Below are 12105 nucleotides of genomic sequence, written 5' to 3' on the forward strand. Positions count from 1 at the left end.
GGATCACGGCGGGCCGGCCTTGTACCCGACGCCGCGCACGGTCAACACCACCTCGGGGTGCTCCGGGTCCCGCTCCACCTTCGACCGCAGCCGCTGGACGTGCACGTTGACCAGCCGGGTGTCGGCCGCGTGCCGGTAGCCCCAGACCTGCTCGAGCAGCACCTCGCGGGTGAACACCTGACGCGGCTTGCGCGCCAGCGCGACCAGCAGGTCGAACTCCAGCGGCGTGAGCGGGATGGCCTTGCCCTCGCGGGTGACCTCGTGGCCGGGGACGTCGATGGCCAGATCGCCGATGGTGAGCGACTCGGCGGGCTCGGCCTCGGTGCGGCGCATCCTGGCGCGGACCCGCGCGACCAGCTCCTTCGGCTTGAAGGGCTTGACCACGTAGTCGTCGGCGCCGGACTCCAGGCCGAGCACGATGTCCACCGTGTCGCTCTTGGCGGTGAGCATGACGATCGGCACGCCGGACTCGGCCCGGATCGCCTTGCAGACGTCGATGCCGTTCATCCCGGGCAGCATGAGGTCGAGCAGGACGAGGTCGGGTTTCAGCTCGCGCAGCGCGGGAAGCGCGCGCGAACCGTCGGCGACCACCGCCGTGTCGAACCCCTCCCCACGGAGCACGATGGTGAGCATCTCCGCGAGTGCGGGGTCGTCGTCGACCACCAAGACACGTGCCTTCATGAACACATATTCGCACTACTTGCCACAGGAGGACGCGCGACCCGGGGTTCGGCCACCGGAAAGATCCGAAATCGGGCGGATTTGCTCCATCCGGGTGCGGGCCTTCCGGGTGGCGGCCGCGCCCTCGCCGTCCACCGTACCCGTGCGGAGCGCACCGCGTGCGGCACCGAGGGCGTCCCCCGGATGCCGTCCGGCAGGTGGCTGACCAAGGGGTTCGCCCACTCAGCCGAACTTTTTCAGCGTCAGCCGTTAGTGTTGCGTCATGCGGAACCAGGAGTCGGGCAACGCAACTGGCAGCCAGGTGCAATCGGTCGACCGCGCGATCAGCGTGCTGGAACTGCTCGCACGCAACGGGGAAACGGGGATCACCGAGATCGCGGGCGAACTGGGCGTCCACAAGTCGACGGCGTCCCGCCTGCTGAGCGTCCTGGAGTCGCGTGGCCTGGTCGAGCAACTGGGCGAGCGGGGGAAATACGCCATCGGCTTCGGCATCGTCCGGCTGGCCGGTGCCGCCACCGGCCGGATGGACCTGGCGAAGCTGGGCCGGACCAGCTGCCAGACGCTGGCCGAGACGCTGGGCGAGACGGTCAACATCGCGATCGCCGACGACGGCGTCGCGATCAACATCAGCCAGGCCCGCGGATCGGCCGCGATCAGCACGCAGAACTGGACCGGCCAGCGCACGCCGCTGCACGCGACCTCCAGCGGCAAGATCCTGCTCGCCTCGCTGCCCGAGGCGGAGCGAAAGCGTCTTCTCCGCCGCAAGCTGGAGCAGTACACCCCGCGCACGGTCGTCGACCCGGAGGAACTGAACGCCGAACTCGACCGCGTCGCCGAAGACGGTTACGTGGCCTGCTACGAGGAACTCGAGCTCGGCATGCACGCGGTCGCGGTGCCGATCCACGGCCCCGGCGGCGAAGTCGTGGCCGCGATGAGCGTTTCGGGGCCTTCGTACCGCCTCTCGAAACAGCGCGTCCGGCAGATCGTGCGGCCGCTCACCGAAGCGGCGATGGAGCTTTCCGCCCAGCTCGGCTACTTCGCGGACTGAGGCGTCCACTCCCCCGACGTCGCATCGGCACGGGCGAGCGTGCCGTTACTTGGCCCGTTCGCCGGTAGCACCGCGCCCACCTGCGCGGCCACGTGCGAGCGGAACCTTTTCGGGCTCTTGACACTGCTCGCGGCATCACGCACTTTGTTGCAGAAGACGGAACGCATTCCCCCATCCGCAACCTCCCGCGCCTCCCCCGACGCGGGCCCCGAGCACGCCAACGGCAAGGAGCCCGGCTGTCCACAGTGGACGCGCGGGCAGGCGAGGAGGACCCCGATGGCTCCACGGCCGCGCGTTGTCGTCGTCGGCGCGGGGATAGTCGGCTGCGCGGTGGCCGACGAGCTCACCGAGCGCGGCTGGACCGACGTCACCGTGCTGGAGCAGGGCGAGCTGTTCACCACCGGCGGGTCCACCTCGCACGCGCCGGGGCTGGTCTTCCAGACCGACGGCTGCAAGACCATGACCGATTTCGCCCGCTACACCGTCGGAAAGTACCGCGGCCTCACCCTCGACGGGCGCCGGTGCTTCCGGCCGGTCGGCGGTCTCGAGGTCGCCGCCTCCCCGGCCCGCTGGGCGGATCTGCAACGACGGCACGGCTGGGCGACGTCGTGGGGCGTGCCGAGCACGCTGCTCGACGCGGGCGCGTGCGCCGCCCTGCACCCGCTGCTCGACGCGACGAAGATCCTCGGCGGCTTCCACACCCCCGGCGACGGGCTGGCGAACCCGCTGCGCGCGGCCGAGGCCCAGGCCCGGCGGGCGATCGGGCGCGGGGCTCGGTTCCTCGCCCGCCAGCGGGTCGTCGGCGTGGAACGCGCGGGCGGCCGGGTCACCGCCGTGGTCACCGAGACCGACCGGTTCCGCGCCGACGTCGTCGTGTCGTGCGCCGGGATGTGGGGACCGCTGGTCGGCGAACTGGTCGGCCTCACCGTGCCGCTGGTCCCGATGGCACACCAGTACGCGAAGACGACGCCGCTGCCCGCACTCGCCCGGCACCACGACGAGGCGAGCAGGCCGATCCTGCGGCACCAGGACGCCGACCTCTACTTCCGCGAGCACGGCGACCGGCTCGGCGTCGGCGCGTACGGGCACCGCCCGATGCCGGTCGATCCCTCGGACATCGCCGATCCCCGGACCGGCGGCGGAATGCCGTCCGAACTCGCGTTCACCCCCGCCGACTTCGAGGAGTCCTGGACCGCCGCCACCGAACTGCTGCCGGTCCTGCGCGAGGCGAAGGTCGAAGAGGGCGTCAACGGGCTGTTCTCCTTCACCCCGGACGGGATGCCGCTGCTCGGCGAACATCCGGACCTCGACGGTTTCTGGGTCGCCGAGGCCATCTGGATCACCCACTCCGCCGGGGCCGCCCGCGCGCTCGCCGAATGGCTCGTCGACGGGCAGCCGGAGACCGACGTGCACGGCTGCGACCTCGCCCGCTTCGAACAGGTCCAGCTCGCGCCGGACTACGTACGCACCCGAAGCTGCCAGAGCTTCGTCGAGGTGTACGACGTCATCCATCCCCTGCAACCGAGGGAAGAACCGCGGCCACTGCGGACGAGCCCGTTCTACGAGCGCCAGATCGAACTCGGCGCGTGCTTCCTGGAAGCGGGCGGCTGGGAACGTCCACAGTGGTACGCCGAGAACGAGAACCTGCCGGAGGTCGAACGGATCCCGGCCCGCAACGGCTGGGCCGCGCGGTACTGGTCGCCGATCTGCGGTGCCGAGGCGCTGGTGGCCCGCGAGCGGGTCGCGATGTTCGACATGACGCCGTTGAAGCGCCTCGAGGTCACCGGGCCGGGCGCGCTGCCGTTCCTCCAGGCGATGACCACCAACCAGCTCGACAAGCCGCCGGGAGCGATCACCTACACACTGCTGCTCGGCGAGGACGGCGGGATACGCGGCGATCTCACGGTCGCGCGGCTGGCCGCCGACCGGTTCCAGGCCGGCGTGAACGGCCCGCTCGACCTCGACTGGCTGCGCAGGCATCTGCCCGGCGACGGCACGGTGCAGATCCACGAAACCACGTCCGGCACGTGCTGCATCGGCCTGTGGGGACCGCTCGCGCGCCAGGTCCTGCAACCACTGTCCACAACGGACTTCTCACACCGCGCGATGGGTTATTTCAAGGCGAAAACCGCGTACGTCGGTGGTATCCCGGTAGTCGCGATGCGACTGTCCTATGTGGGCGAACTCGGCTGGGAGCTCTACACCGGCGCCGACCTCGGCAGGCGGCTGTGGGACACGCTGTGGGAGGCGGGCAGGCCGCACGGGATCATCGCCGCCGGCCGGGAGGCGTTCGCGAGCATGCGCCTGGAGAAGGGCTACCGGTCCTGGGGCACGGATCTGACCACCGAGCACGACCCGTATGAGGCCGGTCTCGGCTTCGCGGTGCGGAGGGACAAGGGCTACTTCCTCGGCCGGGACGCGCTCGAAGGCCGTTCGGCCGAGACGGTGACCCGGAAACTGACCTGTCTGACCATCGACGACCCGTACGCCGTCGTGCTCGGCAAGGAGCCGGTGTACGCGCAGGGCCGGCCGATCGGCTACGTCACCAGTGCGGCGTACGGCTACACAGTCGGCAAGAACATCGCGTACGCGTGGCTTCCCGTCGGCTACACAACGCCGGGTCAGCGGGTCGAGATCGAGTACTTCGCCGAGAAGATTCCCGCGCTGGTGGCGGCCGAGCCGCTGTTCGATCCGGCGATGACCCGGTTGCGGAGCGCCCGATGACCCATTACGACGTCATCGTGCTCGGGCTCGGCGGGATGGGCAGCGCGGCCGCGTGCCGGCTGGCGCGGCGCGGGCAGCGGGTGCTCGGTATCGACCAGTTCGCGCCGGTGCACAACCGCGGCTCCAGCCACGGCGGCTCGCGGATCACGCGGCAGGCGTACTTCGAGGACACGGCCTACGTCCCGCTGCTGCTGCGGGCGCACGAACTGTGGGAGGGCATCGAACGCGACTCCCAGCGGGAGATCTTCACCCGTTGCGGCGGGCTCGTCCTCGGGCGGCCGGATTCGCGGCCGGTGGCCGGGAGCCAGCTGAGCGCGCAGAAGTTCGACCTCGCGCACGAGATGCTCGACGCGGCCGGCATCCGCCGCCGCTTCCCCACCCTGAACCCGGCCGACGACGAGGTCGCGCTGTACGAACCGGGCGCGGGGCTCGTGGTGCCCGAGGCGAGCGTCGCCGCGCACCTGCAGCTCGCCGCGCGAGCGGGCGCCGAACTGCACCACGAGGAGAAGGTCTACACCTGGAACGCGAGCACGTCGGGGGTCCGGGTGGGCACCTCGCACAACCACTACACCGCCGAACAGCTCGTCGTCTGCCCCGGGGCGTGGGCTCCCGAACTGCTCGCCGACCTCGGCGTCGAGTTCCGGATCGAACGGCAGATCCAGTACTGGTTCGCCCCCGACGGCGGCATCGAGCCGTACCGGCGGCATCCGGTGTACATCTGGAACACCGAGGACGGCCGCGATCTCTACGGCTTCCCGGCGCGCCACGGGCCGCGGGACGGGGTCAAGGTCGCGATCTTCGGCGGCGGCCGGACCTGCACGGCCGACACGATCGACCGCACGGTGTCGGACGAGGAGGTCGCGGACATGGCCACGACCGTCGCGCCTCGGCTGCCGACCCTGCCGGGACGATTCCTGCGCGCGGCGACCTGCCTCTACACGAACACGCCGGACGCGCACTTCGTGATCGCGCCGCATCCCGGACAGGACCGCGTCACGGTGGCGTGCGGATTCTCCGGGCACGGCTTCAAGTTCGTCCCGGTGGTCGGCGAGATCCTTGCCGACCTCGTCGTCGATGGCGGCACCTCGCACCCGATCGCGCTGTTCGACCCGGCCCGGTTCGCCTGAGACACCTCAGGACCGGAGCAGTTCCTTCGCGAGCGCGTCGACGTCGGTGTGCGCGACTCCGTCGACGACGTGCCACGGCGCGAGCCACGACGACTTCGCGAGTTCGTCGTACATGGCGGCGCAGCGTGTCTGGAGCGCGTCGTCGGTCTCGAACGCGTCGCGCTCCCGGTCCGTTTCGGTCGCCGCGCGGCGTTCGGCCCGTTCGGCGGCGACCTCGGGCGCGACCCGCAGCAGCAGCTGCGCGTCCGGACGCGGCAGGGCGAACCGCTCGACCTCCAGGTCCCAGACCCAGCGCACGACCTCACCGTTCGCGTCCTGTCGCAGCCGCGCGGCGGCGTACGCGGCGTTGGAGGCGACGTACCTGTCCAGCAGGACGACGTCGTTCGCGGCCAGCTGTGCCCGGATGCCCTCGGCGGCGCCACGGCGATCGAGCGCGTAGAGCAGCGCCATCCCGTACACCGAATCGGCGAGGTCGCCGTGGCCGCGATGCAGCGCTTCGCGGACGAGGTCGGCGTGCACGCTCTCGCCGTAGCGCGGGAACGCGAGCTTGCCGACGCTCGCCCCGGCGGCGTTCAGCGCACCGGTCAGCCTGTCGGTCAGGGTGCGCTTCCCGGCACCGTCCAGTCCTTCGATCACCACGAGTCGGCCCACGGGAAGACCCTACGGTGCCCGTGGTCGACCGGTGGGCCCGGCGGGGGTGCTCACCACCGGGCCCGCCGGTCAGGTTTCGGCCGGACGGCGTAACACGTACACCAGGTAGCCACCCGCGCTCGCGACCAGCAGCCCGCCGAGGAGCAGCAGGGGAACCCAGACGCCGTCGTCACCGTTCTGCTGGGCGGGGGTGTCCCCGCCACGGGGCATCACCTGGCGCACGGCCGTCGCCCGCGCGGTGGTGTCCTGATAGGACGACGGAAGCGAAACCGCCTCCGCCGTCGCGGGAAGGGCCAGCCACAAAGCCAGGCTCACCGCCGCGGCGGTACGAGCCCGATTCGAGATCACTGGCACGGACGGCCTCCTGCTCGAATATGGGCAAACCATTCGGTGGTCACAACGGTGAACAGCGCGGTCACGCTGGGCAAGAACGCCATCCGGACGAACGGACCGTTCCGCCCCGCCGCCGGAACGCGGAACACCAGGGATCCCGCGCCAGCCACCCCGAACGGGGGTCGGCAGCATTCCGGGGCACTGCTAACGTGAACGTTCCGCGGTGTTCACGCCCAGCGCACACACTGTTCGGGTGAAGGGACGAGCGGTGGCAACAGACGGAGACCTCCCCTTGATCATCGACGGCGTCCGCCGTCCGGCCGGCGAGCTGCCGAAGGAACTCTCCGCGGCGCTCCGCGGCGGAGAATTCCACCAGGCACTACGGCTGGCCATCGCGCACCGGGGCCTGTCACTGGCCCGGCTGCGCGCCCACCTGAGCCTTCGGGGTGTCCAGATCGGACAGTCGACGCTGAGCTACTGGCAGCGTGGGCTCCGCCAGCCGGAGGTGCCCAAGGCGCTGCCCGCCGTCCGCGCGCTGGAGGCGGTGCTCCAGCTGCCCGCGAACTCCCTCGTGGTGCTGATCGGCCCGCGGGTGGGGCGGCCACGCGGGCACCAGATGGCCGCGTCGTTCCACGACCTGCGCTCCGGTGACATGGGCTCGATCGTCGACGAGCTCCTCGCCGAGCTGGGCGCGTATCCGGCCACCAACCGGCACAACGCCGACCTCGAGCTGCTGTCGGTGCACGACACGATCACCTTCGACGCCGAACACCGCCAGGTCAGCGTGCGGACCCGGCTGGTGACCCGTGCCCGGCGGCACGGCCCGGACCGCTACGTCACGGTGTACAACGGCGACCCTGGCTGCCGGATCGCCGACGTCGAGCTGATCACCGACGAGGGCTGCCGGGTCGGCCGGATGCGGCGCAACCCCGAGCACGACACCATGGCGACCGAGCTGCTCTTCGACCGCAAGCTCGCCGAGGGCGACATCCACGTCTTCTGCTTCGAGGTCCGCGATGACTCGGGCTCGGCCTCCCCCGGCTACTACCGGATGCTGCGCGACCAGTGCGCGAGCTACCTGCTGCAGCTGCGGTTCGCCCCGGACGCCCTGCCCGCTCGGTGCACCCGGCAGATCCGGGCGCGCGACGACGCGCTGCCGGTCGAGGCCGAGGAGCTGCCGTGCGACGCCCAAGGCGTCACGAGCGCGTACTTCCGGGAGGCGGGGCCGGGGCTGGCGGGCGTGGCCGTGGAGTGGAACGACGCCTGATTCACCCCGGTGTCGCGTACCCCGATGTGGCATCGGGTGCGTGGAATCGGCGACAAGGGCGTCCCCGGGTGCGTTGGGTGCGACGGGGGCGTCCCTCGGATCTCCCCGCCCACGCCGACAGCGTCATTCGGCGTCGCGAACGCTCCGTTGCCGACGATGAACGTCCCGAACGGAGCGCTCGCGACGTCCTCGCGGGCCTGCCAGCGGCGTGCGTACAGATAGGTGTTGTCACGAATGGCACATTGGGGACGTTGAACGCCGTCAATGTCGCATTCGCGACACCGCCCCGGGTCCGAGACCCTCGACGCGATCATCGGCCGCGGTGCTTCGCCCGTGCTTTGTCCCGCGCCAGCGCGCGCCTGCGCTGCGCCTCGGCGGCCGCGCGACGTTTGCGCGCATCCTTGTTCTCCACGACCCGCTCGGCGACCGACTCCTTCAGCGCGCGCTGCGCGGCCGTCCCGATGCCGACGTCCTCCTGAGCGCGCTTGGCCAGCTTCGCGAGGCGCTTGGCGTTGAGCCGCGCCGTCGGCCGCTCCTCGACAGGGACGGCGGGTGCCGCGCGAGCGGCGTCGGCGAGCCGGACAAACCCGCGTCCGGCGGCGAACACGGCGAGTTCGGCGTGCGTCGGCTCGGTACCGAAGACGTGCCGGGCGGCGCGCACGGCGCCGTCCTCGTGGATCTCGTACACGCCGACCCAGAACCGGCCGTCGTGATACAGCGTGAAAACCCCGTTCACCGGAAACCTCCAGGCATGACGAATCAGCCTGGCCGCACTGGTTTCCCGCTCGGGCCGCGGGACAACGAGCCGGGGCGGGCTCACACCGCCGCCTGCCGCCCGGACTACCTACCGGGCTGTGAGGTTCGTCCAGCCAAGAACAACACCCCGATCCTATCGAGACCGGCAAGTAATTTAGGTGGTCGACACAACGGTTCTGGCGAATGGGTGATTTCCCGGCGAAAGCCGGTTTCGCCGTTCCGGTACCCCGCGAGCCCGGGTGGGCTCCGCCGCTTCGCGGTTTAAGGTGCTCACCTTCCAATCCCAAGTCCAGGCGCACAGGGAGGCCGGACAAGGTGTTCATGGGGCGACCGAGCCTGCTCACGCGGATCGACGAGATGACGAAAGTCCCGAAACACGGTGCCGTGGAAACGAGACCGGTGCTGGTACTCGAAGGCTGCGGTGGCTCCGGCCGCACCGCGGTGCTGGAAAAGGTGCTCGAGGAATGGCATGGCAAGACCCCTTCCGTTCTGGTGCGCCCGCTCGAACCGCCCGGCGACGCGGAAAACGCGGTCCGGCCCGTGCTGGCCGCGATCATGCTCGGGCTGAGCCTCGGCGCACCGCACTACAACGTCACGTTCCCGCGTGTGGTGATCGCCCAGATCGCGATCAAGGAGAATTTCGACGGACTCCCGGCCGACCGGGCGCTGGCCCGCCTGCAAACCGTGCTCAACACGTATCGGGACCGCGCCGCCCTGACCGGGTTCATCAGCGACCTCGTGCTGGCGGCCGGCAATCTCGCGGCGAACATCAACGTGCCCGGCGTGGCCGCGGTGGCACCCCCGCTGGCGAAGCGCATCGCCGAGGGCATCACCACCGGGCTGCTGCGCGGGCACCGCCTGGCCCGGTTGACGTGGTGGGGGAGACCGCTGGAGTGGTTCGGCCATCAGGACCAGGGCTTCAAGTTCAACCCCCGGCTCGCGCTGATCAAGCTCAGCAACCAGGCACGGAATCCCTATTTCCGCGATGACGTCGACGACCTGCTCGTCGCCGCGTTGCTCGGTGATCTGCGACGCAGCCTGGCCAGGGTCAACTCCCGCCCGGCGAACGCGTTGCTCCTGCTCGACGACGGCGACACGCCACCCGCTGTCGCGTTCACCCGCGCGCTGCTGCGGGTGCGCCGGTCCTGGGAGACGATCGCCGGCAATCCGGTGGAGGGCCTGCCGGATCCGCTGACCATGATCACCACGAGCGGCGGGGCACTCGGGAGGGCCCTGGAGGGACACCTGCCCGACCCCGGCCGCCTGACGGAAACCCAGCTCAAGCCCGACACGGCCCTGCCGTCCGGGCCGTGGCTGCGGATCGCGCTGGCGGAACTTCCCCCCGGCGACATTCACCAGCTGGCCAAGGAAATCGAGTGGCCCAGCGACATCGCGCCGCGCTCGATGGCTTCGGCGGTGTACCGGCTGGCCCGCGGTCATGCCGCATCGTCCGTCTTCATCCTCCGGAAGCTGGTGGAGAACCCTGGGGCAGTCCACGCACTGGACGATCTTCTTCGCGGCCGCAGTCCGGAACCGGGCTGTTCGATCGCCCGGTATCTGCTCCGCCCGTTCGTCCGGGACCTGAGCGAGCGCAGGCAAGTCGACGAAACCGGGCTGGACGCGCTGATCCTCCTGTCCGCCGCCAGGAATCTGCACGAAGCCCACGCTCTGGCCCCGCTGCTGCCGGCACCCATCGCCCTCGACTCCGAGCTGTTCACCTCCTCGACGCTCTGGTCACCGGGTACGGAAAGCACGCACCGGACCCTGCATCCAGTGGTGCGGTATCTCGGCTTGTGGCTGCTCGCGGGCCTCCCCGACGAGAACCCGGGCTGGAACGCCGTGTTCCGCCGGTTACGCAACCACGCCGATCCCGACGACCGGGCCGCCCGGCTGCACCACGACCGCATGCTGGGCAAGCGGCAGGACGTCGCCACGGAGCTGGCTGAACTCCTTCCCGTCCTCCCCACTGCCGACTGGCTCGCCCTGCTCGACGAAGTCGTCGCGACCGCCGATCCGCGTGAGCGGGACATCGAGCGGATCAAGGGCGCCGGTCAGCCGAGGAACCGGACCGGCCGCCTCTTCGTCCTGCTGGGCGTGCTTCCCGCACTTGAACACGATCCGTTCGTGAACGCACCGTCCGAGGTGAGCCAGTTCCGCGCTCTCGCCGAATACGGCTACCTGCGGCTCGCTGACGACGCCAAAGACCCGACACCACTCATCCTGCGCGCCAAGAAGTACTCCGGCGAAGGAGACGAGTTCCTGTGAGCCGCTACATCCTCGGAGTGATCCCGCATCCGCGCAGGCGGCCCAGTCCCCTCGGCGACTGGTGGCGGCTCGGCCTCGTCGTCGTGCTGGTCGCGGCCGCGATCCTGGCCGTGCCATGGGCGTGGAACCGGCTCGGCTGCCGTGACGGTTTCCCGAGTAGCGGCATCTGGGAGTCCGGTGGCAAGTGCATCGGGCTGAGCGACAGCGATTACGCCTTCGGCATCGACGAGTTCGCCCCGGTGCTGAAGGTGATCGACAAGCAGAACAAATCGGCGGGCGACAGATGCGACCCGGCGGGTACGCCGGCGACCGTCGGGATCCTGATCCCGATGACGGACCGGCTGGTGGGCAGCCGCGCGGTGCACGAACTGGAGGGGATGGCCGCGGCGCAGCGCCAGGCCAACGGCACCGGTTGCCTGCACCCCCTGCGGCTGGTGCTGGGGCACATCGGTGACTACGGCCGCAACGACGACGCCGCCGAGGTGACGCGGGAACTGGCCGCTCGCCCCGAAGTGATCGCGGTCGTCGGCATGGGCTTGTCCGAACAGCGTTCGGCCGATGTCGCCGATATTCTCGCGGCGGCCAAGATTCCGATGGTCTCCGACGTCATCACCGCCGAAGGCTTCGACCAGAGCGGGTCACGCGACGACCATCCCGACTTCGGCGGCTGTGCCCCCGGCATCACCTACCCTCGGGGGATCGGGCGCGACTACTTCTACCGCGTCGCGTTCCGCGCCTCGAAACAGATCGCCCCGTTCAGCGCGGCCGGGGTGACCGCCGCCGATTTCATCATGGTCCCGACCGGCGGTTCGGATCCCTACACCTGCACGGCGCTGCCCCTCATGCAACGGCACTTCGGCGGCAACGTCACCGAGGTGAAGTTCGACGCGGACGAAGCCAGCACTGTGCCGCAGACCGCGAAACGCGTTTGCGGGGTGTCCAAGGACGTCACGGTCGCCTATGTCGCCCGTGGCTATCACCTCGCCCGGTTCCTGCAGAGCCTCGACGAGGCGTTCTCGAACGGGCAGTGCGCCGCTTCGTCGATCACCGTGGTCAGTACCTCGGACGGGCAGCGTCTCCGCACTGCCGAAGCCGATCCGACGCTGGAAGGCCTGCGCCTCGCGGCGTTGCGCTCGAACAGCTTCACCACCGGCAAGATGCGCCTGCTCTCCGCGCTCGTCGGCGGCGGGGATCGGTCACTGCCGGGGAACCCGAACTTCAGCCTGTTCGAGCAGGCGTTCACCGACGCCGGC

The 12105-nt window shown here is 70.3% G+C and carries 10 protein-coding genes; 6 read left to right on the forward strand and 4 right to left on the reverse strand.

The genetic code is table 11. The annotated features are described in order from the left end of the window. Positions 1 to 3: 3 nt before the first annotated feature. Positions 4 to 681: an MtrAB system response regulator MtrA gene (gene mtrA / locus ACFWX1_RS26775; protein ID WP_007028977.1), complete on the reverse strand. Its 678-nt coding sequence runs from the start codon at positions 679 to 681 to the stop codon at positions 4 to 6. Between the two features lie 262 nt (positions 682 to 943). Between mtrA and ACFWX1_RS26780 the strand changes: the two genes are divergently transcribed. The 3 genes from ACFWX1_RS26780 (at position 944) to solA (ending at position 5580) form a co-directional block, all read left to right on the forward strand. Continuing rightward, positions 944 to 1729, forward strand: a complete 786-nt coding sequence (locus ACFWX1_RS26780; RefSeq protein ID WP_378391783.1) for an IclR family transcriptional regulator — start codon at positions 944 to 946, stop codon at positions 1727 to 1729. Between the two features lie 276 nt (positions 1730 to 2005). Next, on the forward strand, positions 2006 to 4453 hold the full coding sequence (locus tag ACFWX1_RS26785) for an FAD-dependent oxidoreductase (protein ID WP_378391785.1): 2448 nt from the start codon (positions 2006 to 2008) through the stop codon (positions 4451 to 4453). Further along, on the forward strand, positions 4450 to 5580 hold the full coding sequence (solA, locus tag ACFWX1_RS26790) for an N-methyl-L-tryptophan oxidase (protein WP_378391787.1): 1131 nt from the start codon (positions 4450 to 4452) through the stop codon (positions 5578 to 5580). The genes ACFWX1_RS26785 and solA overlap by 4 nt, the downstream gene beginning before the upstream one ends. Positions 5581 to 5586: 6 nt before the next feature. Here the strand turns inward: solA and ACFWX1_RS26795 are convergent, their stop codons facing one another. Further along, positions 5587 to 6219 carry a dTMP kinase gene (locus tag ACFWX1_RS26795; protein WP_378391821.1) on the reverse strand — a complete coding sequence of 211 codons (633 nt, stop codon included), beginning with the start codon at positions 6217 to 6219 and terminating at the stop codon, positions 5587 to 5589. Positions 6220 to 6300: 81 nt separating this feature from the next. Further along, on the reverse strand, positions 6301 to 6585 hold the full coding sequence (locus tag ACFWX1_RS26800; protein WP_378391789.1) for a hypothetical protein: 285 nt from the start codon (positions 6583 to 6585) through the stop codon (positions 6301 to 6303). Positions 6586 to 6832: 247 nt separating this feature from the next. Here ACFWX1_RS26800 and ACFWX1_RS26805 point away from each other — a divergent pair, with 247 nt between their 5' ends. Beyond that, a complete protein-coding gene (locus ACFWX1_RS26805; protein WP_378391791.1) occupies positions 6833 to 7831 on the forward strand; it encodes a hypothetical protein in 999 nt (332 codons plus the stop codon). A gap of 310 nt (positions 7832 to 8141) precedes the next feature. Here ACFWX1_RS26805 and ACFWX1_RS26810 read toward each other — a convergent pair whose 3' ends face one another. Further along, positions 8142 to 8567, reverse strand: coding sequence for a YjdF family protein (locus ACFWX1_RS26810; protein ID WP_378391793.1), 426 nt, complete (start codon positions 8565 to 8567; stop codon positions 8142 to 8144). 341 nt (positions 8568 to 8908) lie between these two features. Here ACFWX1_RS26810 and ACFWX1_RS26815 point away from each other — a divergent pair, with 341 nt between their 5' ends. Then, positions 8909 to 10852 carry a hypothetical protein gene (locus ACFWX1_RS26815; protein ID WP_378391795.1) on the forward strand — a complete coding sequence of 648 codons (1944 nt, stop codon included), beginning with the start codon at positions 8909 to 8911 and terminating at the stop codon, positions 10850 to 10852. Next, on the forward strand, positions 10849 to 12105 hold a 1257-nt coding region (locus tag ACFWX1_RS26820), incomplete at its 3' end, for an ABC transporter substrate-binding protein (protein WP_378391797.1). The genes ACFWX1_RS26815 and ACFWX1_RS26820, both read left to right, overlap by 4 nt.

The organism is Amycolatopsis sp. NPDC059021 (genome assembly GCF_042739895.1).
Classification (GTDB): Bacteria; Actinomycetota; Actinomycetes; order Mycobacteriales; family Pseudonocardiaceae; genus Amycolatopsis.